The organism is Streptomyces griseoloalbus (genome assembly GCA_014650015.1).
Lineage (GTDB): Bacteria > Actinomycetota > Actinomycetes > Streptomycetales > Streptomycetaceae > Streptomyces > Streptomyces griseoloalbus.
In genome coordinates, this window is sequence record BMUD01000006.1 from 136,285 (window position 1) to 157,661 (window position 21,377).

At 71.5% G+C, this 21,377-nt stretch carries 18 protein-coding genes; 7 read left to right on the forward strand and 11 right to left on the reverse strand.

What is annotated here, in order from left to right; genetic code table 11:
• Nucleotides 1-175: 175 nt before the first annotated feature.
• The 4 genes from IE178_RS11305 to IE178_RS11320 all read right to left on the reverse strand — a co-directional run bounded on the left by IE178_RS11305 (nucleotide 176) and on the right by IE178_RS11320 (nucleotide 4,211).
• Nucleotides 176-895 (reverse strand): AAA family ATPase, encoded by a 720-nt coding sequence (locus IE178_RS11305; protein WP_184763405.1) that lies wholly within the window; start codon nucleotides 893-895, stop codon nucleotides 176-178.
• A gap of 34 nt (nucleotides 896-929) precedes the next feature.
• Nucleotides 930-1,751 (reverse strand): ABC transporter permease, encoded by an 822-nt coding sequence (locus IE178_RS11310; RefSeq protein ID WP_184763404.1) that lies wholly within the window; start codon nucleotides 1,749-1,751, stop codon nucleotides 930-932.
• Nucleotides 1,752-1,840: 89 nt separating this feature from the next.
• Nucleotides 1,841-2,815 (reverse strand): ABC transporter ATP-binding protein, encoded by a 975-nt coding sequence (locus IE178_RS11315; protein ID WP_184763680.1) that lies wholly within the window; start codon nucleotides 2,813-2,815, stop codon nucleotides 1,841-1,843.
• Nucleotides 2,816-3,002: 187 nt separating this feature from the next.
• Nucleotides 3,003-4,211, reverse strand: a complete 1,209-nt coding sequence (locus IE178_RS11320; RefSeq protein ID WP_193512138.1) for an NYN domain-containing protein — start codon at nucleotides 4,209-4,211, stop codon at nucleotides 3,003-3,005.
• A 221-nt stretch (nucleotides 4,212-4,432) separates the two neighbouring features.
• On the opposite strand from IE178_RS11320, the gene IE178_RS11325 reads away from it, so the two are divergent.
• Complete coding sequence (locus IE178_RS11325; protein WP_184763402.1) at nucleotides 4,433-4,600, forward strand: hypothetical protein; 168 nt, start codon at nucleotides 4,433-4,435, stop codon at nucleotides 4,598-4,600.
• Between the two features lie 124 nt (nucleotides 4,601-4,724).
• Here IE178_RS11325 and dnaE read toward each other — a convergent pair whose 3' ends face one another.
• A complete protein-coding gene (gene dnaE / locus IE178_RS11330; RefSeq protein ID WP_193512139.1) occupies nucleotides 4,725-8,264 on the reverse strand; it encodes a DNA polymerase III subunit alpha in 3,540 nt (1,179 codons plus the stop codon).
• 280 nt (nucleotides 8,265-8,544) lie between these two features.
• Here dnaE and IE178_RS11335 point away from each other — a divergent pair, with 280 nt between their 5' ends.
• From IE178_RS11335 to IE178_RS11355, 5 genes are all read left to right on the forward strand, one after another.
• Nucleotides 8,545-9,894 carry a DUF2252 domain-containing protein gene (locus IE178_RS11335; protein WP_193512140.1) on the forward strand — a complete coding sequence of 450 codons (1,350 nt, stop codon included), beginning with the start codon at nucleotides 8,545-8,547 and terminating at the stop codon, nucleotides 9,892-9,894.
• Between the two features lie 68 nt (nucleotides 9,895-9,962).
• Nucleotides 9,963-10,664, forward strand: coding sequence for a hypothetical protein (locus tag IE178_RS11340; protein WP_193512141.1), 702 nt, complete (start codon nucleotides 9,963-9,965; stop codon nucleotides 10,662-10,664).
• Nucleotides 10,665-10,844: 180 nt separating this feature from the next.
• On the forward strand, nucleotides 10,845-11,657 hold the full coding sequence (locus IE178_RS11345) for a DsbA family protein (RefSeq protein ID WP_184763398.1): 813 nt from the start codon (nucleotides 10,845-10,847) through the stop codon (nucleotides 11,655-11,657).
• Between the two features lie 90 nt (nucleotides 11,658-11,747).
• Complete coding sequence (locus IE178_RS11350; RefSeq protein ID WP_193512142.1) at nucleotides 11,748-13,430, forward strand: alkaline phosphatase D family protein; 1,683 nt, start codon at nucleotides 11,748-11,750, stop codon at nucleotides 13,428-13,430.
• 327 nt (nucleotides 13,431-13,757) lie between these two features.
• Nucleotides 13,758-14,738 carry a zinc metalloprotease gene (locus IE178_RS11355; protein WP_193512143.1) on the forward strand — a complete coding sequence of 327 codons (981 nt, stop codon included), beginning with the start codon at nucleotides 13,758-13,760 and terminating at the stop codon, nucleotides 14,736-14,738.
• Nucleotides 14,739-14,743: 5 nt separating this feature from the next.
• On the opposite strand, the gene IE178_RS11360 is transcribed toward IE178_RS11355, so the two are convergent.
• A complete protein-coding gene (locus tag IE178_RS11360) occupies nucleotides 14,744-15,313 on the reverse strand; it encodes a dienelactone hydrolase family protein (RefSeq protein WP_193512144.1) in 570 nt (189 codons plus the stop codon).
• A 106-nt stretch (nucleotides 15,314-15,419) separates the two neighbouring features.
• Between IE178_RS11360 and IE178_RS11365 the strand changes: the two genes are divergently transcribed.
• On the forward strand, nucleotides 15,420-16,535 hold the full coding sequence (locus IE178_RS11365) for a mechanosensitive ion channel family protein (protein WP_193512145.1): 1,116 nt from the start codon (nucleotides 15,420-15,422) through the stop codon (nucleotides 16,533-16,535).
• 7 nt (nucleotides 16,536-16,542) lie between these two features.
• Here the strand turns inward: IE178_RS11365 and IE178_RS11370 are convergent, their stop codons facing one another.
• The 5 genes from IE178_RS11370 to lspA all read right to left on the reverse strand — a co-directional run bounded on the left by IE178_RS11370 (nucleotide 16,543) and on the right by lspA (nucleotide 21,319).
• Nucleotides 16,543-17,289 carry an SDR family NAD(P)-dependent oxidoreductase gene (locus IE178_RS11370; protein ID WP_184763394.1) on the reverse strand — a complete coding sequence of 249 codons (747 nt, stop codon included), beginning with the start codon at nucleotides 17,287-17,289 and terminating at the stop codon, nucleotides 16,543-16,545.
• Nucleotides 17,290-17,562: 273 nt separating this feature from the next.
• Entirely contained in the window at nucleotides 17,563-19,149 is a 1,587-nt protein-coding gene (locus tag IE178_RS11375; RefSeq protein WP_184763393.1) for a Na+/H+ antiporter, read from the reverse strand.
• Nucleotides 19,150-19,237: 88 nt separating this feature from the next.
• Entirely contained in the window at nucleotides 19,238-19,705 is a 468-nt protein-coding gene (locus tag IE178_RS11380; RefSeq protein WP_193512146.1) for a GNAT family N-acetyltransferase, read from the reverse strand.
• Nucleotides 19,702-20,646, reverse strand: a complete 945-nt coding sequence (locus IE178_RS11385; protein WP_184763391.1) for an RluA family pseudouridine synthase — start codon at nucleotides 20,644-20,646, stop codon at nucleotides 19,702-19,704. Before IE178_RS11385 ends, IE178_RS11380 begins: the two co-directional genes overlap by 4 nt.
• Nucleotides 20,647-20,722: 76 nt before the next feature.
• Nucleotides 20,723-21,319 carry a signal peptidase II gene (lspA, locus tag IE178_RS11390; RefSeq protein WP_193512147.1) on the reverse strand — a complete coding sequence of 199 codons (597 nt, stop codon included), beginning with the start codon at nucleotides 21,317-21,319 and terminating at the stop codon, nucleotides 20,723-20,725.
• Nucleotides 21,320-21,377: the final 58 nt, after the last annotated feature.

Consider the following 21,377-nt stretch of genomic DNA (forward strand, 5'->3'; position numbering starts at 1 on the left):
TCAGCGGGGCATTACGGTGGGGTACGGGGCATGACGGTGGGGTACGGGGCATGACGGTAGGACACGAGGGCCTCCCGCGCTCGGGCGCGGATGTCGCGATCCACACCGAACCCAGAAGGCCCTCACCTGTTCAAGCACCCAGCACGCGTGCCACCGACGTCCCGGGACAGCCCACTCAGGCCTTCGGTCCGGCGCCCTGGGGGGCGTACGGTCCCTGGGGTGCGAGGGGGTCCGGGTCACGGGGGCCGAACAGGCCCGTCAGGCCCAGGTGCAGGACGAGTGCCGCGAAGGGCCAGACCAGCAGCGCGCCCTTCGCGCTCAGCCTCAGCGGTGCGTCGAAGGTGACGCCCTTGCCGGCGCTCCTTGCCTGCGCGACCACATCCTGCGCGGGTCCGAGCCACACGCCGAGCCGCCAGGCCAGCAGCGATCCGAGCAGCCCTCCGACGGCCAGCGCCACCACCAGCGGCACACCTCCGCGGCGGCGTACCAGGAACGCGACGAGCGCGCTCACCGCGCCGAAGCCCAGGGCGAGGAGCGAGAACGTCCCGTCGACCCCGACGGCCTGCTCGCCCTCGGAGTCCTTGAAGTAGACGACCCAGGTGTCGCCGACCACGTCACCCACCAGCGGCACGCGCGGCGCCAGCCACCACCACAGCACACCGAGCAGCACCCCGCCGAGCGCCACCGCCACCGCCGTCACGGCGGCCTCCCGCATTTCGGTCTTCATCCCGGGGCCGTCCTGGTCGTACCACCAGCCGTGCCGCGGATACTCGGCGTGCCCGGTGTCCCCGGAGTGCTGGAACGCGGCGGCCGCCGGCCCGTCGGCCGGCGTCTGCCACGCGTCCCGCGCGGAAGGTTCATGCGGAGGCGGCGGTGGTGTCAGAGGTGCGCTCACCCTGACATCGTGCCAGGCCCGGCTGTGCGGCGCGTCACCGGACGGCCGCCCTGCGGTACGCCCAGGTCGCCACGGCCAGCGAGATCACGCCGACGCCCACGCACACGGCGAGGTCACCGAGCACGCGGGCCCAGTCGGGATGGGGTCCGAAGGTCCGCGCGAAGGCCTCGACGCCGTACGTCGACGGCAGCAGGTCGCGGGCGAGGCGCACCGCCTCCGGCATCCGCTCCGGTGGCAGCACGCCCAGCAGCAGCGCCGCCGACATACCCAGCTGCCCGAGCAGCGTGGCCAGTTCCGGCCGGGGCGCGAGCAGGCCGAGGGCCGCCCCGAGCCCGGCGAGCGCGGCACCCGCGAGCGGGATCACCGCGACCAGGATCCACAGATGCGCCACCGGCAGCCCGAACAGCGCGCACCCGAAGAGGGCGGTCACGACGGTCCCCGGCACGGTGAACGACGCGTACGCGCCGGCCGCGCCCAGCACCACCGCGGCCGGCGGCACGGGCAGGGTGGCGTAGTGGTCGAGCCCGCCGCTGGCCCGCAGCTGCCCGAAGTACTGGGCGAGGAGGTTCAGCGCGACGAAGGCGACGACCAGCACCGCCGAGCCGGCGACCACGGCCTGCGCCTCGCCGCCGCCGTCCACGACCCCGCGCATCAGGATCATGATGCCGATCGACTGGAAGGTGGCCACGAACAGCAGCGGGATCCGCGCGACCCGTGCCCGGGACAGCTGTGCCCGGTACACGGCCGCCAGCGACGGCCACAGCCGCGCCCGGGGGCCGAGCTCGGCCGGTGCCGGCGCGGCCTGCTTCCGGGCCAGGGCGCCGCCCGGCAGGACATCGGCGGGTACGACACTCACGTCGTGCTGCTCCCCTTCGTCAGGATTCGCTCCGGCGCCCGCTCCGTTCTGTGCGGAGACGGCGGCCTGTGAGCTCACGGCCCGGGTGCTCACGCCTTCACCAGCCCCTGCCGCACGGCGCCGCCCAGCGCCAGGTAGACGTCCTCCAGGCTGGGCGTGGCCAGCGTGAAGTCGTCCAGGGCGGCGAAGGCGGCCCCACCGGTGACGGTGGCGACGACCGTACGGGCCTCCTCGGGTGCCAGGCGCAGGGTCCAGCGGCGGCCCGACTCGACGACCCGGTCGCGCAGCGCGGCGACCTCGGGCACGTGCAGGGGGGCGGCCTCGCGCCACACCAGATCGACCCGGACCTCGCCGGCGACCTGCTCCTTGAGTCCGGCCGGGGAGTCGCAGGCGATGACCCGGCCCCGGTCGAGCACGGCGACCCGGTCGAGGACCGTCTCGGCCTCGATGACGTTGTGGGTGACCAGCAGCACGGTCGTGCCGCGGTCGGCGCGGCGCCGGTCGACGGCGGACCACACCGCGCGCCGTGCCACGGGGTCCATGCCGGTGGTGGGCTCGTCGAGCACGAGCAGGGGCCGCTCCCCCACCAGCGCGGCGGCGAAACAGGCCAGCCGGCGCTGGCCGCCCGACAGTTTCCTCAGCGGGCGCCCGGCGATCGGGGCGAGTCCCAGTTCGTCGAGGACGTCGTCCCGCTCGGCCCGCGCCCGCCGCGCCTCGAGCCCGCGCAGCCGGCCGGTGGTCTCGACGGCCAGCGACACGGTCAGTTCGTCGAGGGCACTGGACTCCTGGCCGAGGTAGGCGAGGATGCGTGAGGCCCGCTCGGGGTGGCGCACGATGTCGTGGCCGAGGATCTCCACACTGCCGCGGTCGGGCCGCATCAGCCCGGTCAGCTGGCGCACGAGGGTGGACTTGCCCGCGCCGTTCGGCCCGAGCAGGCCGAAGATCTCACCGCGCCGGATGTCGAGCCGTACGTCGTCGGTGGCGCGGACCTCGGGGGTGGCCGGCACTCCGCGCCGTCCGCGCACCGCCGGATAGGTCTTGGTCAGCCCGCGCACCGCACACACGACGTCATCACCGTGCCGGAATCCCTGTGCCGCGCGCGTACTCACAAGGAACGAGCCTACGGGGTCCCGCCCTCCACCCCGCTCCCGGGTCACCCCCGCTCCGCATTTCAGCCCCTACGAGCAGGAACGCGCCGCAAGCCGACCCGACCACCCCACACACGGTCCAACCTCCGCACCGCCCGCCCGCTCACTCCCCGGCGGGAGCCCGTTCCGTGCCGGTGCGGACGTCGAGCTCCCGCCAGAAGCCCGCTCGGATGGCGTAGCGGTCGCGTTCGTCGATCTGGTCGTCCTTGTGGGCCAGGAGCCCGAAGCGGGCCGCGTAGCGCAGCAGCTCGCCGTCGATGCGGTGCGGGATGCGGGGGTACATGGCGGACAGCTTCTGGATGTGGCTCTGGTCGCCGAGCCGCTCCACCCAGCGCCGGGCGAAGACCTGCCCCACCTCGAAGGGGTCGCCGCCGACGGTGGTGATGTCCTCCTCGCGGTCGGCCCACCGCTGCTCGGCGGTGGTCAGCTGGGCGAGGGTCGGCATGGAGGCGGCGTCCGGCGGCTCGGCGACGGGCCGGTCGACCCAGCCCTTGTCGGAGGACCAGCGCAGGGTGGCGGAGGCGGGCTGCTGGGCCTGGTGCGGGGCCGGGCTGCGCAGCGCGGCCAGGTCCTTCGGGGTGGGCACGCCCTTGGCCGTGTGTGCCGGCTCGGCGGTGCCGCTGTCCCCGGCGGCGGCCGGGTGCCGCGGTTCCTGCGCGGTCCGCTCGGCCGCCGCGGCGAGCGCGGAATCCGGCAGCGGCGCGGAGAGGATCGCCGCGATCTCCGGCCGGGGCACGGGCGACGGCGCGCACACCCCGGTGCTGTCCTTCGCCCGCACCGCCTGGGTGATCCACGCCCGGTCCAGTACCCGGCGTTCGTCGGCCTCGGCGACCAGGTCCTCTGACTGGTTGTAGTCCCCGTCGGCGGCCTGCACGGCCCACAGGTGCACGGCGACGCCGTGTTCCTTGGCGGCCATCATGCCGGGCAGCAGATCGCCGTCCCCGGTGACCAGCACGATGTCGGAGCAGGCGCGATTGCGGGCCAGCTCGGTCAGCTCGGCGTGCATCGCGGCGTCGACGCCCTTCTGCGCCCAGCGGCCGTCGCTGCGGGTCAGCGCCCCCAGCCGGACGGTGACCCGGGGCATCACGCGCAGCCTGCGGTGCTCGGGCTGCGGGACGCGGTCGGGGGCGCCGTCGAACCAGTAGATGCGCAGCAGCGGCTGCCGCGTGTCGTTCTCGGCGCGGTCACGCAGCCCCTGGATGAGGGCCGCGTGGTCGACGGTGATGCGGGACCGCGACGGCTCCCCGGCGAGGAGACTGGCGGCGGCCCCCAGCAGATACCCGGCATCCACCAGGACGATGCAGCGGTCCACGCGATCCACCCTCTTTCCGGGAGGTTTGCTTCGGGCTTGCTTCGAGTCTGCCCGACCACGCCGGGGTTAACGGCCCGAACTCGATCTTCGGCGTGGCGTTTCCACACTTCCTCCCCCGACCACCCCGGTCACACACGGTAATTGTCCGACATGCGCGCGTTGTCGGGCTATGTGAATCTGGTCCCGGCCCTGGCCCCTAGTCCCCCACAGGAGGCATCACCATGGCCAAGAACAAGAACCGTGACCGTAAGCAGCCCCAGGCCGAGCGCGCGCAGCGGGCGACGCAGCCGTCCACGATGGAGACGCCGGACGAGCAGCGCACCACGCAGGTGATCCCCGGCGAGGTCGGCCGGGGCAAGGGCCGGCAGAAGCGCTTCGGCCACAACTGACATCCGCGTCACGGGCCGTTGCGGCCCGGGCACATGAAGAGGGGCGCACCCGCCACAGGGTGCGCCCCTCACGCGCGCCGGCAGGGGCAGGGACCCGGTCCGGGCCCTGCTCCCGCCAACCCGCCTAGCCCGCCAGGCAGGACGGGCCGAGGAGGACCTTCAGGTCGCCGAACAGGGCCGGGTCGGGCTTGACCCGGTGCCGGTCCAGGCGCAGCACCGTCGTCTTGGTCGGCCCCTGGAGCTTGATACGGACCTCGCTGTCGCCCTTGTGGTGCGTGAGGATCTCGCCGAGCCGGCTGACCATCGGCGGGGTCACGCGGGTGGCCGGGATGGTCAGGACCACGGGCGCGTTGGTGCCCGCGTTGGACAGGTCGGGGACCATCAGCTCCATCGCGACCAGCCGCGGCACGTCCTCGCGCTTGTCGAGCCGGCCCTTGACGAACACCACGGCGTCCTCGACGAGTTGCGTCGACACCAGCTGGTAGGTCGCCGGGAAGAACATGCACTCGATGGAGCCCGCGAGGTCCTCCACGGTGGCGATGGCCCAGGCGTTGCCCTGCTTGGTCATCTTCCGCTGGAGGCCCGAGATGATGCCGCCGATGGTGACGACCGCGCCGTCACCGAAGTCGCCGCCGGTGAGCTGGGAGATGCCCGCGTCGGCCTTGTCGGACAGCACGTGCTCCAGGCCGAACAGCGGGTGGTCGGAGACGTACAGCCCGAGCATCTCGCGCTCCTGGGCGAGCAGATAGGTCTTGTCCCACTCGTCGTCGGTGAAGGTGACGTCGAGGCCGAAGCCGGGCTCGCTGGTCTCCGCCTCGCCCATGCCGCCGAAGAGGTCGAACTGTCCCTCGGCCTCCTTGCGCTTGACCGCGACCACGTTGTCGATCATCGGCTCGTACTGGGCGGTGAGGCCCTTGCGGGTGTGCCCCATGGAGTCGAAGGCACCGGCCTTGATCAGCGACTCCGTGGTGCGCTTGTTGCAGACGACCGCGTCGACCTTGTCGAGGTAGTCCGGGAAGGACGTGTACTTCCCCTTGGCCTTGCGGCACTTGATGATCGACTCCACGACGTTGGTGCCGACGTTGCGCACCGCCGACAGGCCGAAGAGGATCACTTCGTCGCCCTGTGCGGCGAAGTTGGACTCGGACTCGTTGACGTTGGGCGGGAGGACCCTGATGCCCATGCGACGGCACTCGTTGAGGTAGACCGCCGACTTGTCCTTGTCGTCCTTCACCGAGGTGAGCAGCGCGGCCATGTACTCGGCGGGGTGGTTCGCCTTCAGGTAGGCGGTCCAGTACGACACCAGTCCGTACGCGGCGGAGTGCGCCTTGTTGAAGGCGTAGCCGGCGAACGGCACCAGCACGTCCCACAGCGCCTGGATGGCCTCGTCGCTGTAGCCGTTCCGGCGGGCGCCTTCCTGGAAGATGGTGAAGTTCTTCGCCAGTTCCTCGGGCTTCTTCTTGCCCATCACACGGCGGAGGATGTCGGCCTCGCCGAGCGAGTACCCGGCGATGATCTGGGCGGCCTTCTGCACCTGCTCCTGGTAGACGATCAGGCCGTGGGTGACGTCCAGGACCTCCCGGAGCGGCTCCTCCAGCTCGGGATGGATGGGCGTGATCTCCTGCTGGCCGTTCTTGCGCAGGGCGTAGTTGGTGTGCGAGTTCATGCCCATCGGGCCCGGCCGGTACAGGGCCGACACGGCGGAGATGTCCTCGAAGTTGTCCGGCTTCATCAGCCGGAGCAGGGAGCGCATCGGGCCGCCGTCGAACTGGAACACGCCGAGGGTGTCGCCGCGCTGGAGCAGGTCGAAGGTCGTGGGGTCGTCGAGCGGCAGCGACAGCAGGTCGATGTCGATGCCCTTGTTGGCCTTCACCATCTTGACGGCGTCGTCCATGATGGTCAGGTTGCGCAGGCCCAGGAAGTCCATCTTCAGCAGGCCGAGCGACTCGCAGCTCGGGTAGTCCCACTGCGTGATGGTCACGCCGTCGGTGTGCCGGACCCAGACGGGTACATGGTCGGTGATGGTCTCGCTGGACATGATCACGCCGGCGGCGTGCACGCCCATCTGCCGGACCAGGCCCTCGACGCCCTTGGCGGTGTCGATGACCTTCTTCACGTCCGGCTCGTTCTCGTACATCCCGCGGATCTCGCCCGCCTCGGAGTACCGGGGGTGGTTCGGGTCCGTGATGCCGGAGAGCGGGATGCCCTTGCCCAGGACGTCGGCCGGCATCGCCTTGGTGAGCCGGTCGCCCATCGCGTACGGGTAGCCGAGCACGCGCGCGGAGTCCTTGATCGCGTTCTTGGCCTTGATGGTGCCGTACGTGCCGATCATGGCGACCTTGTCGGCGCCGTACTTCTCGGTCACGTACCGGATCACCTCGACGCGCCGGCGCTCGTCGAAGTCGATGTCGACATCGGGCATCGAGATGCGCTCGGGGTTGAGGAACCGCTCGAAGATCAGTCCGTGCGGGATGGGGTCGAGGTCGGTGATGCCGAGGGCGTAGGCGACGATCGAGCCGGCCGCGGAGCCTCGGCCGGGGCCGACGGCGATGCCCTGCTTCTTGGCCCACATGATGAAGTCGGCGACGACGAGGAAGTATCCCGGGAAGCCCATCGAGATGATGGTGTCCATCTCGTACTCGACCTGCTTCATGCGGTCGTCCGGGATGCCGTCCGGGAAGCGGCGGTTCATGCCGCGCAGGGTCTCCTCGCGGAACCAGCTGACCTCGGTGTAGCCCTCCGGGATGTCGAACTTGGGCATCAGGTCGCGCTTTTGGAACATGCCCGTGGTGTCGACCATCTCGGCGATCAGCCGGGTGTTGGCGCAGCCCTGCTGCCAGGCGTCCGAGGAGTCGATGGCGTACATCTCGTCGGTGGACTTGAGGTAGTAGCCGGTGCCGTCGAACTTGAAGCGGTCGGGGTCGGAGACGTTCTTGCCGGTCTGGATGCACAGCAGCGCGTCGTGGGCGCCCGCCTCGTGCGCGTACGTGTAGTGCGAGTCGTTGGTGACCAGGGGCGGGATGCCGAGCTTCCTGCCGATCTCCAGCAGGCCCTCGCGGACCCGGTGCTCGATCTCGATGCCGTGGTCCATCAGCTCCAGGAAGTACCGGTCCTTGCCGAAGATGTCCTGGTAGTCGGCGGCGGCCTTGAGGGCCTCGTCGAAGTGGCCGAGGCGCAGGCGGGTCTGCACCTCGCCCGAGGGGCACCCGGTGGAGGCGACGAGCCCGGTGGACCACTTGGCGATGGTCTCCTTGTCCATCCGGGGCCACTTCTGCAGCCAGCCCTCGGCGTAGGCGTCCGAGGAGAGCCGGAAGAGGTTGTGCAGGCCCGTGCTGTCCACGGCCCAGATCGTCTTGTGGGTGTAACCACCGGAACCGGAGACGTCGTCCCGCTTCTGGTGCGGCTGGCCCCACTGGATCTTGCGCTTGTTGCGCCGGGACTCGGGCGCGACATAGGCCTCGATCCCGATGATCGGGGTGACTCCGGCCTTCTGCGCGGAGTGGAAGAAGTCGTACGCCCCGTGCAGGTTGCCGTGGTCGGACATGGCGATGTGCGTCATGCCCATCTCATTGCAGGCGTTGAACATGTCCTTCAGCCGCGCGGCACCGTCCAGCAGCGAGTACTGGGTGTGGACGTGCAGGTGCGTGAACGGCGGCTTTGACACGGTGCGGCCTCCAAGAGCAAACGCTGTGGCGCGAAGCGCCTCGTTGAGGGGTGGCCGTCGGGCGACGGACGGGCACCCGGCGACGGGCTGGGGACGGTCCGCGGACGGCCCGCGGACAGTCCTGGGGACAGCGTCGAAGTCTATGCCCCGGCACTGACACTCGGGGGGCATCGCCGCGTACCTTCGAGCGGGGGTCGTGGGCACTCCCGCGCCCCTTCGCACGTTAGGCAGGGGACGGGCCACCCGTCCCGGAACATCCCGCACCAGGAGGCACCCAGCGATGTCGGTCCCGCAGCTCAACGACGAGCACCGCGGCGAGGAGATCCTCGCCGTCCTCGACACCGCCTTCGGCGAGCTCCTGGCCGCCGACCCGGCCGCGTTCCGCGTGAAGTTCCGGAAGATGGCGGCCTCGGCGTTCGCGTTCTACCGCGGGACGGCGTGCCTCTTCTACCACGATCTGGACGCGGAGAAGTCCGGGCGGGGCGGTGGGACGATACACGGCGGCCCCTACCTGGACGACCGGACGTCCCGGGTGTGGATCCACGGCGATCTGCACGCGGAGAACTTCGGCACGTACATGGACTCCAACGGCCGCCTGGTGTTCAACGTCAACGACTTCGACGAGGCCTACGTCGGCCCCTTCACCTGGGACCTCAAGCGCTTCGCGGCATCCGTCGCGCTGATCGGCTACGCGAAGGCGCTCAGCGACGAGCAGATCACCGAGCTGGTCACCATCTACGCGGCCGCCTACCGGGAGCGGATCCACGCGCTGGCCACCGGCGCGAAGAGCGACGAGGTGCCGCCGTTCACGCTGGACACCGCCCAGGGGCCGCTGCTCGACGCGCTGCGCGACGCCCGCTCGCTGACCCGTTTCGGGCTGCTGGAGTCGATGACCGAGATCCGCGACTTCGAGCGCCGCTTCGCCGCCGGCGGCGGCGCGGTCGAACTGGACGCCGCGACCCGCTACAAGGTGCTCGCCGCCTTCGACGGCTACCTGGAGACGCTGCCGGACGCCTCGCTGGCCCGCCCGGACTCCTACCGGGTGAAGGACGTCGTGGGCCGCCGCGGCATCGGCATCGGCTCGGCCGGGCTGCCGTCGTACAACATCCTCCTGGAGGGTCACAGCGACGCCCTGGAGAACGATGTCGTGATCTACATCAAGCAGGCCCAGACCCCGGCCGTCTCCCGGCACATCACCGACCGGGCCATCGGCGACTACTTCCAGCACGAGGGCCACCGCACGGTGATCTCCCAGCGCGCCCTCCAGGCGCACGCCGACCCGTGGCTGGGCTGGACCGAGCTGGACGGAGCGGGCCAGCTGGTCGCCGAGGTCTCGCCGTACGCCGTGGACCTGGACTGGGGCGACATCGACGAGCCGGAGGAGATCGCCCAGGTCGTCGCCGACCTGGGCCGGGCCACGGCCACGATGCACTCGGCGGCGGACGACACCTCCGGCGAGTCCCTGGTGCCGTTCTCCACCGAGCGGGCCATCGACGCCGCGATCGCGGCCGACGAGGACGCGCTGGTGCCGCTCCTGGTCGACTTCGCGCACGCCTACGGCGCCCGCGCCCGCGGCGACCACCAGATCTTCCTGGACCTGTTCCGCAACGGCAGGATTCCGGGGCTGTGACCATTCCCTTGTCCACAGGAACCCTTTAGGGATCCCTTACCGGAGCACGTGACAGACTCTTCCCCGCCATGGACATATCCGGAACCCAGCTCAGAGCCGTCCGCGCGGCGCTGTTCACGGCAGTCGTCGTGACGCTCAGCACCGCGTCGCACGTGCTGCTGTCCGGGGCTCCCCTGCCGGTGAACACGGTGGCCGCGATCGCCGCCGCCGTGTTCCTCCTGGCGTACGTCATGGCGGGCCGGGAACGCTCCTTCGGGCGGATCGCCGCCCTGCTGATCCCGTTGGAACTGGCCGCCGACACCGTCTTCACCACCGGCCAGCACGTCTGCTACGGCCGGATGGGCGGCCCGGTGGCGGGCCCGCTGCGCTCCGTCGGCTTCGACGTGCTGTGCGGCGGCGGCACCGACGTGGGCGCCCCGCTCGCCCGGGTCACCGGGTCCTCCGCCGAGGGCGGCGACCGGCTGGCGGGCCTGCTCGCCCAGGCCGACCCGGCCACCGCGTGGGCACTGCTGGGCGCGCACATCGGGGTGGGCCTGCTCGCCGCCGCGTGGCTGCGCCGCGGGGAGCGGGCGCTGGGCCAGCTGCTGAGCGCGGTGGCGGCGACCACCTTCCGGCCGCTGCTGCTCGCGGTCGCGGCGGTGGCCGTGCGCCGGGCCCCGCAGGCGCGCCGCCCGTTCCGTCCGGCGCGCCCCGCCACCACGGCCCGGACCCTGCTCTTCGTGCACTCCCTGGGACGGCGTGGACCGCCGTGCTCGACCGCCGTCGCCTGAGGCGACCCCGGCCCTGGTACCGGCAGCCCCGGTCGCCCGCGGCACCCCGGGGCCCGGTACCGGCGACCCCCGTCGCCCGCGGCACCCCGCGGCCCCCGGTGACCGGCGCCCCCTGAGCACGAACACTCCCCCATACGTATCCCGCACACGACGTGTGCGTCCCCCGTGGAGAACATCACCATGAGCAAGCGGAACAGCCAGACGGCGAAGCAGGCGGCCCGTGAGCGGCTGCGCGCCGAGCGCGAGCGCCAGGCCAAGCGCGACAAGGTCAAGCGGCAGCTCATCGTCGCCGGCTCCCTCGTCGGTGTGCTGGCGATAGCCGGCGGCATCAGCTACGCGGTCGTCCAGGGCAACAAGCCCGACCACTGGGAGGCCGCGGCGGACGAGAAGCTCGTCAAGCCGGCCAACACCAGCGGCGAGAACGGCACGACCGTGGTCATCGGTAAGTCCGACGCGAAGAAGACCCTGGAGCTGTACGAGGACCCGCGCTGCCCGGTCTGCGCCTCGTTCGAGCAGACGGTCGGCAAGGCGATCGAGAAGGACGTCGAGGACGGCAAGTACAAGATCCGCTTCATCGGTGCCTCGTTCCTCGACCGCAACCTGACCGGCGAGGGCTCCAAGAACGCCCTGAGCGCCCTGGGCGCCGCGCTGAACGTCGGCCCCGATGCGTTCCTCGCCTACAAGTCCGCGCTCTACTCGGCCGAGTACCACCCCGAGGAGACGGACGACAAGTTCAAGGACGACGCGTACCTGATCGAGGTCGCGAACACGGTCGACGCCCTGAAGGGCAACAAGGAGTTCCAGACGGCCGTGAAGGACGGCACCTACGACAAGTGGGCGCTGGAGATGTCCGACGTGTTCGACAAGAGCGAGGCCGAGGGCACCCCGACGCTGATGATGGACGGCAAGAAGCTCACCGGTTCCGACGGCAAGAACGCGCCCATGACGGTCGCCGAGTTCACCACGGCGCTCGACACGGCCCTCAAGGCCTGAGCCCCGGCCGGCTGACCGCGCGCTGAAGAGCGGGCGAACTTTCGCGGGTTCGCCCGCTCTCGCGTGTACCTGTCAGTAACCTGATCGGCTGTGACCAGCCGACACAGATCATCCGAGAGTGCCGTCTCCGCCACCGCGGATCCCGACTCCCTTTCCCCGCGCCGTCGTACGGTCGTCAAGGCAGCCGCCGCCACCGCGGCGCTGGCAGGACCGCTCGCCGCGTCCCTGCCCGCCCGCGCCGCGACGCCGGCCCCGGCCTTCCTGCACGGCGTGGCCTCCGGCGACCCGCTGCCGGACGGCATCCTGCTGTGGACCCGGGTGACGCCGACGCCGGAGGCGACACCCGGCTCGGGGCGGGGCCCGGACACCGAGGTGAGCTGGACCGTCGCCCGGGACAAGGCGCTCACCGACGTGGTCGCCACGGGCTCGACCCGCGCCACCGCCGCATCCGACCACACCGTCAAGGCGGACATCCGGGGCCTGCGACCGGCCACCGACTACTGGTTCCGCTTCTCCGCGGGCGGCACCGACTCCCCCGTCGCCCGCACCCGCACCGCCCCGGCCGCCGACGCCGCCGTGACCGGGCTGCGCTTCGGCGTGGTCTCCTGCTCCAACTGGGAGGCCGGCCACTTCTCGGCGTACCGCCACCTCGCCGCCCGGTCCGATCTGGACGCCTGGCTGCACCTGGGCGACTACCTCTACGAGTACGGCACCGGCGAGTACGGCGCCCGGGGCGAGGTCGTCCGCCCGCACGCGCCCGCCCACGAGATCGTCACCCTCGCCGACTACCGCGTCCGGCACGGCGTGTACAAGACCGACCCCGACCTCCAGGCCCTGCACCACAGGGCGCCGGTCGTCGCGATGTGGGACGACCACGAGATCGCCAACGACACCTGGTCGGGCGGCGCCGAGAACCACACCGAGGGCGCGGAGGGCACCTGGGCCGCGCGTCAGGCCGCCGCCAAGCAGGCCTACTTCGAGTGGATGCCGGTACGCCCCGCGCTGGCCGGCACCACCTACCGCCGGCTGCGCTTCGGCAAGCTCGCCGACCTGTCCCTGCTGGACCTGCGATCGTTCCGCTCCCAGCAGGTCTCCACCGGTGACGGTGCCGTGGACGACCCGGACCGCACGCTCACCGGACGCGCCCAGCTGGACTGGCTGAAGGCGGGCCTGACGGCGTCCGACACCACCTGGCGGCTGGTCGGCACCTCGGTGATGATCTCACCGTTCGCGGTGGGTTCCCTTCCCGCGAGCATCCTGAAGCCGCTCGCCGAGCTGCTGGGCCTGCCGCAGGAGGGCCTCGCCCTCAACACCGACCAGTGGGACGGCTACACCGACGACCGTCGCGAACTCCTCGCCCACCTGCGCGCGAACGCCGTCCGCAACACGGTCTTCCTCACCGGCGACATCCACATGGCGTGGGCCAACGACGTGCCGGTGAACGCGGGCACCTACCCGCTGTCCGCCTCGGCCGCCACGGAGTTCGTCGTCACCTCGGTGACCTCCGACAACCTCGACGACATCGTCAAGGTTCCCGAGGGGACCGTCTCCGCCCTCGCCGCACCGCTGATCCGCGCCGCCAACCGGCACGTCCACTGGGTCGACACCGACCGCCACGGCTACGGCGTCCTGGACATCACCGCCGAGCGGGCGCAGATGGACTACTACGTGGTCTCCAGCCGTACGGCGGCGGACGCCACGTCGGCGTGGGCCCGCTCCTACCGCACGCGCAGCGGCACGCAGAAGGCCGAGCGCACGTACGACCCGGTGTAGCCACGCCTCCGAAGAGGCGATTTTCGGCCACTCCCGACCGCCGGGCGGGCCGTTCAGGGCAGATCGCATCGCTACGGCGGGTGGCGTGGACGGTGAGTCGAATCCGGACACACCACCCGCCCGATGGCCGGATCGATGACATCGCGCTCTCAAACTCCGGCCACCGTAACGTTTCCGCAAGCGCCACTTTCCCGATTGCCCCGGTTTGACGGGCGGTTGATTGGGCCTGATCACTCCTCTTGGCGCATCGTCATGTCCACGTAATCTCCCGGCGGCGGCCAGGAAGATCCCTGGCCTCTCTCCCCACCGCATCCGCCAGGAGCCCTCATGCGTACGCTTGCCCGGATATCGTCCCTGTCGCGCAGACGCCTGCTCGGTACGGCCGTCGTGGCCGGAACCCTGATGCTCACTCCCCTGTCCGCGCCCACCACCGTCGCCGCGGCGGGGACCCGGGCCACCGAGTGCGCCGACGACGCCCACACCGCGGCCCGCAAGGCCCACCCCGGACACGGCGAGCACGCCACCGAGCCGAACGCGGTCAGCGAGGCCCGCGCCCAGGCCATGGACGCCGACCTGCGCGCCAAGCTCGACAAGCTGCGCGCGAACGACAGGAGCACCGCGACCGCCGCCTCGGCCACCATCCCGGTCTACTTCCACGTCATCCACGACGGCGAGACCGGCAAGCTCGGCTCCGCCGACATCACCGCCCAGATGAACGTCCTGAACGCGGCCTACGCCGGCCAGGGCACCGGCAACACCGACTCGGGCTTCCAGTTCACGCTGGCCGGCACCGACTACACCGACAACGCCGCCTGGTACACCGTCGGCTACGGCTCGCCGGAGGAGAAGGCGATGAAGACCGCCCTGCACCAGGGCGGCGCGGGCGCGCTCAACTTCTACACCGCCAACATCGGCGACGGCCTCCTCGGCTGGGCCACCTTCCCCAGCTCGTACCGGTCCAGCCCGGAGATGGACGGTGTGGTCGTCCTGGACTCCTCGCTGCCCGGCGGCTCGGCCACCCACTACGACGAGGGCGACACCGCCACCCACGAGGTCGGCCACTGGATGGGCCTCTACCACACCTTCCAGGGCGGCTGTAACGGCAGCGGCGACTACGTCGAGGACACGGCGGCCGAGAAGAGCCCCGCCTACGAGTGCCCCGAGGGCCGCGACACGTGCACCCGCAAGACGGGCGCCGACCCGATCCACAACTTCATGGACTACACGTACGACGCGTGCATGTACCAGTTCACCGCGGGTCAGGTGACGCGGATGCAGGAGAGCTGGGCCGCCTACCGCGCCGGCTGATCCTCCTAGAGCGCGTCCAGGAAGCCGAGGGCCACCCGCCACGTGGCCTCGGCGGCCTCCTCGTCGTAGTCCGGGAGGTCGGGGTCGGTGTAGAGGTGGCCGGCCCCGGCGTACCGGTACACCTCCACGTCGGCTCCCGCCCGGCCCATCCGCAGGTACCAGGCGGTGAGCCAGTCGTCGGTCTCGAACGGGTCCGGCTCGGCGACGTGCAGCTGCACCGGCAGCTCGTCCACCGAGGCGTTCTCCGCGATGTCGGACGTGCCGTGCACCAGCAGCAGTCCGCGCGCCTTCTCGTCGCCGAGGGCCAGTGTCTGGGCCACGGAGGCGCCGAAGGAGAACCCGGCGTACACCAGCCCCCGCTCCGAGTAGGGCGCGGCGGCCAGCACGGCACGCCTCAGCAGTTCGTCCTTGCCGGTCTCCTCCTTGTACGCCATGCCCTCCTCGACCGTGTCGAACGTACGGCCCTCGAAGAGGTCGGGCGTCCACACCTCGTGTCCGGCCGCGCGCAGCCGGTCGGCGGCCCGCCGCACCGCGGGCCTGAGACCGTAGGTCGAGTGAAAGAGCACGATGTTCATGAGGCCATGGTGCCAGCCGGTGTGACGACGCCGGATTCCGGCACTACCCGCGATGGTGCGGAAGTCACATGTTCAGGCCCGCGCCGAGCCGGTTAGGTTCGAGGGCATGGATGACGTGCTCCGCCCATTGATCGTGGTCGGCGGCTCGGTCGTGCTCACGCTGCTGCTCGGCTGGGCCACCGATCTGCTGCTGCGCAAGGCCGACGAACGCCACCACGAGACTCCGCTGTGGGGCCTGCTGCGCCGCGGTCGCATCCCCTACCAGCTGGTGCTCTGCGCGGCCCTGCTCAGAGGGGCGTACGACGAGGCCCAACTGCTGCGGAGCCACGGCAGCGGTGTCGGCAGGACGCTGACGCTGGTGTTGATCGGCTCGGCGGCCTGGCTGGTGATCCGGATCGCGGCCGCGGTCGTCGAGACCTCGTACACGCGCTATGCCAGCGCCCGCCACCAGCGCGACCCCGCCCGGGTCCGCCGCGTGCGCACCCAGGTGACGCTGATCCGGCGGGTGGTCTCGGCGATCGTCGGCGTGGTGGCGGTGGCCGCGATGCTGCTGACCTTCCCCGCGATGCGCGCGGCCGGAGCCTCGCTGCTGGCCTCGGCCGGCATCCTCGGCATCGTCGCCGGTGTGGCCGCCCAGTCCACCCTGAGCAACCTGTTCGCCGGGCTGCAGATCGCCTTCGGCGACATGGTGCGCATCGGGGACACGGTGGTCGTGGACGGGGAGTGGGGCACGGTCGAGGAGATCACGCTGACCTTCCTCACCGTGCGCACCTGGGACGAGCGCCGGATCACCATGCCGGTGTCGTACTTCACGTCCAAGCCGTTCGAGAACTGGTCGCGCGGTACGCCGCAGATGACCGGCATCGTCTTCTGGCACCTCGACCACTCGGCACCACTGGAGGCGATGCGCGACAAGCTCCGCGACATCCTGCGGGAGTGCCCGGCCTGGGACGGCCGCGCTTACAACCTCTCCGTGACGGACAGCACGCCCAGCACCATGGAGGTGCGGGCCCTGGTGACGGCCAAGGACGCGGACGACATATGGACGGTACGGGTCGAGGTCCGCGAGCAGATGATCCGCTGGCTGACCGACGCGCACCCGTACGCGCTGCCCCGGGTCAACACGGCGGACGCGGTGCTGCCGCCGAGCCGCGACGGCCGACGCTTCCCCGACGGCATACCGGCGGCCCGCCGTGTGCACAGCCATCCGAGGGAGCGCTGACCGGCACTCAGTGACCGCGTTCGGCCCCGCCGTTGACCTGGACGATCTGCGAGGTGATGTGGGCGGCGCCCGGAGAGGCGAGCCAGTGCAGGGTCGCCGCCACGTCCCCGGGCGTCCCGGCCCGCCCGTTCAGGGTCTCGTCCACCAGCCACGCCCGCAGGTCCTCGTCGATGCCCTCACCGAAGAACGCGGTGTCCTCGATGTAGCCCGGCGCGACCACGTTCACGGTGATGCCGTGCGGTCCGAGCTTCCGGGCGAGGTCGTGCGCGTACGGGTGCAGCCCCGCCTTGGCCGCCGCGTAGGCCACCTGGCCGTGTCCTCGGTAGGCGGCGATGGAGCTGAGGAACAGCACCCGCCCGCCCGGTTCGGCGAGGCGCTCCCTCAGCGCCTCGGTGAGCAGTGCGGCGGTCAGCAGGTTGAGCCGGAAGTTGAGCGTCCAGGCGCGGGCGACGGCGTCGAGCGGGTCGTCGCCGGCGTCGTCGTCCAAGGGTTCGAGGAGCCCGTTGCCTCCGGCACTGTGGATCAGGACGTCCACCGCCCCGAACTCCCGGCCGACGAAGCCGGCGACACCGCGCACGGCCTGCGGATCGGCCAGATCGGCGGCGTACGTCAGGGCCCCCGGCACCCCGGTCCGCTCCAGCACGTCCCCGCGCCGGCCGAGCAGCAGCACACGGTCCCCGTCGGCGGCGAACACCCGCGCGGCGGCCAAACCGATCCCCGTACCGCCCCCGCTGATCACAACATTCCGAGTCATAACGGCACTTTACGAACGAAAGCCTCCGACGACGCCGCACCCCACGGGAAACGTCCCGGCGAACGAGAGGGGCGGCGCGTCAGCGGGAGACCCCCCTGGGGCCGACCTGACCATTCGCGTCGTCGCCCGCAGGGCGGTCTCGCGGCGTCAGGTGCGTGCTCTCGGCGTGCCGGGCGTAGAGCCTCGTACTGGATGTACTCGGCTCTGCGCCCGGTGCGGCGAGAGTGCATGCATGGCGTCGCGAGGCAGGCGGGAATTGTCAGACAGGCCCTACTAGCGCAGGCTGCGTACATCGAGGTGCCGCAGCACCCGGTCCACTACCTCCGGATCCGCCCCCGCCTCGCTCCGCGCCGCCAGTACCTCGTGCCGCGCGGCGCTCAGCATCTCCCGCTGGATCCGGCGCACCCGCTTCAGCCGCCGCGCCCGCTGCCGGTGCGCCTCCCGCCGCTCGTCCTCCGCCAGGTCCGGACTGATCCGCACCCCGATGTCGAAGGCGCTGCGCAGCATCTGCTCGGACAGCTCCTCCGGGAGCTCCTCGACCTCCTCGATCTCCCGCAGTCTGCGCTTGGCCGCCTTCGCGGCCCGGACGGCCAGGTCGTGCTCGAACTGCTTCTCGCGCCCGGTGTCGGCCCGCACGCCCAGCCGCCCCACCAGCCACGGCAGGCTCAGCCCCTGCAGCAGCAGCGTCGCCATGATCACGCCGAACGCGATGAAGACGATCTCGCTCCGGCCGGGGAAATCGTCTCCGGCATCGGTCTCCAGCGGGATCGCCAGCGCCAGCGCTACGGAGGCCACCCCGCGCATCCCCGCCCACCACATCACCACGGTCTCGCGCCAGCTGACCGGGATCTCCTCGTCGGTGTCCCGCGCGGCGTGCAGCCGCTTCGTCAGCCAGGTCGCCGGCAGCAGCCACAGCAGCCGGACCACGACGACCACACCCACGATCGCCGCCGCCCAGCCCAGCAACTCCGTCCAGCGGCCGGACGCGGTCCGGATCGCGTTGTGCAGTTCGAGCCCGACCAGGCCGAACGCGACGCCGGTGACCAGTGTGTCGACGATGTCCCAGAAGGTGTGCCCGGCGAGCCGGGTCATGACGTCGTCGGCGTCGGTGGCGTACTCGACGAGGAAGAGCGCGGTGGTGAGCACGGCGAGCACCCCGGAGCCGTGCAGCTCCTCGGCCAGCACGTAGGAGGCGTACGGCACCAGCAGGCTGAGCCCGATCTGCAGGGTCGCGTCCCCGAGCAGATCCATCAGCCTGTTGGCGCCCCAGCCCAGCGCGAGCCCGACCGCCACCGCCACCACGGCCGACAGCACCAGGTCGAGCCCGGCCTCCCAGGGCGAGAAGGCGCCGCTCACGACGGCGGCGATCGCCACGTTGTAGAGGACGATCGCCGTGACGTCGTTGAAGAGCCCCTCGCCCTCCAGGATCGACACCAGCCGGCGCGGCAGCCCCAGCTTCCCGGCCACGGCGGTCGCCGCGACCGGGTCGGGCGGCGCGACCAGCGCGCCGAGGGCCACGGCGGCGGCGAGCGGCAGCCCCGGCACGATCGCGTGGGCGACGGCGGCCACACACAGCATGGTGACGAAGACCAGCGCCACCGCGAGCAGCAGGATCGGTCTGACGTTCGCCGCGAACTGCCGCCAGGACGTGCGCCGCACGGCGGCGTGGAGCAGGGGCGGCAGCAGCAGCGGGAGGATCAGGTCGGGCGGGATGTCGACGTTCGGCACGAACTCCAGCAGCGCCAGGACGATACCGAGGACCGTCATCAGCACCGGCGCCGGCAGCCCCAGCCGCTCTCCGACCGGAACGCTCACCACGGCCCCGAGCAGCAGGGCGAACAGCAGGGTCAACTGATCCACGGTCAGCACTCCGGACGGATCGGCGATCGCAGGACGGATCTCCACCCTGCCACGTCGACGCCCTCACCAGGCCGTTCGCGGCCTCCGGCTACAGAACGCGCCGCATGGCCCGGTGCGCCATCCCCGCGTCCGGGAACTCGGGCCCGTAGGCCTCGTATCCCAGCCGCTCGTAGAAACCGAGGGCCTGGGTCTGCGCGTGCAGGTCGACGGCGGTGAGGCCGCGCACGCGGGCCGCCTCCTCGACCGCCCGCACCAGCGCCGCCCCCACCCCGAGGCCCCGGGCCGCCCGCGTCACCGCGAGCCGTCCCAGGGATCCGACGGCCGGATCGCCGCCGTTCTTCGCCGCGGCGGCCTCGCCGTGCAGCAGCCGTCCGGTGCCCAGCGGTACGCCGTCCTCCCGGACCGCCAGTACGTGCACGGCACCGGCGTCGTAGGCGTCGTACTCGATGTCCTCGGGGACACCCTGCTCGGCGACGAAGACGTCCTTGCGGACCGCGAAGCACGCCTCGCGGTCCGCGGGCTCCTCCGCCACGCGGACGACGTAGGAGGTGCTCATGCGTAGGTCTCCTCGCGGACCTGGTCCAGCGCCTGCTGCAGGTCCTCCGGGTAGTCGCAGGAGAACTCGGCCCACTGCCCGTCGCCGGGGTGCTCGAAGCCGAGCCGCACCGCGTGCAGCCACTGGCGGGTCAGCCGGAGCCGCTTGGCGAGCGTGGGGTCGGCGCCGTAGGTCAGGTCACCGACGCAGGGGTGCCGGTGGGCGGCCATGTGGACGCGGATCTGGTGGGTGCGGCCGGTCTCCAGCTTGACGTCGAGGAGGGAGGCGGCGCGGAAGGCCTCGATGAGGTCGTAGTGCGTGACGGACGGCTTGCCGTCGGCGGTGACCGCCCACTTGTAGTCGTGCTGCGGGTGCCGGCCGATGGGGGCGTCGATGGTGCCGCTGGTGGGGTCGGGGTGGCCCTGGACGAGCGCGTGGTAGCGCTTGTCGACCGTGCGCTCCTTGAACTGGCGCTTCAGCGACGTGTACGCGTACTCCGACTTGGCGACGACCATCAGGCCGGAGGTGCCGACGTCGAGGCGGTGCACGATGCCCTGGCGCTCGGCGGCGCCGGAGGTCGAGATGCGGTACCCGGCGGCGGCGAGACCGCCGATCACCGTCGGGCCGGTCCAGCCGGGCGAGGGGTGGGCGGCGACGCCGACGGGCTTGACGATCACGACCACGTCGTCGTCGTCGTGCACGATCTCCATGCCCTGGACCGGCTCGGCCACCACCTGAACCGGCGCGGGCGCCTGCGGCATCTCCACCTCGAGCCAGGCGCCGCCGCTCACCCGCTCCGACTTGCCGACCACCGATCCGTCGACCGTGACCTTCCCCGCGGCGGCGAGCTCGGCCGCCTTGGTCCGGGAGAAGCCGAACATGCGGGAGATGGCGGCGTCGACGCGCTCGCCCTCCAGGCCGTCGGGCACGGGCAGGGTGCGGATCTCGGGAATGGTGCTCACCCGTCGAGTATGCCGGACGGGTCGGACAACCCCGTACGCGCGTTCAGCCCGGACGCCCTCTCGGCCCGCGCGGCGGTCAGTCCTTGTGGACGGTCCCGTCCGGGTCGAGACCGCGGAACGACAGCAGCACGATCAGGATGCCGCCGCACACGATCGCCGAGTCCGCCAGGTTGAACACGGCGAAGTGCTTGGGCGCGATGAAGTCGACGACCGCGCCCTCGAAGACACCCGGGGACCGGAAGATCCGGTCGGTGAGGTTGCCGAGGGCGCCGCCGAGCAGCAGGCCGAGCGCGATCGCCCAGGGCAGGCTGTACAGCTTGCGGGCGAGACGGATGATCACCACGATCACGGACGCGGCGATCACCGTGAAGATCACGGTGAAGGCCTCACCGAAGCCGAACGCCGCGCCCGCGTTGCGGATCGCCTCGAACCTCAGCCAGTCCCCGACGATCTCGATGGGCTCCTGGTGCTCCAGCTCGGCGACCACGATCATCTTGCTGATCAGGTCCAGGGCATAGGCGAAGGCGGCGACGGCGAACAGGACGCCGACCCGCCGCTTGCCGCGGGGCCGCTCGGTCTCCGCCGCCGTGCCCTCGGCGCCGGCCGTCTCCTGCCCGTCCCGGTCCGCGTCCGGGGTGTCCGGCGTACCGATGATGCGCTCCGCCTCTGCCACGTGAGTCCCTCAACCTAGGTACCTGACTGAGGACGAGGGTACGGCACGGCCTGTACGC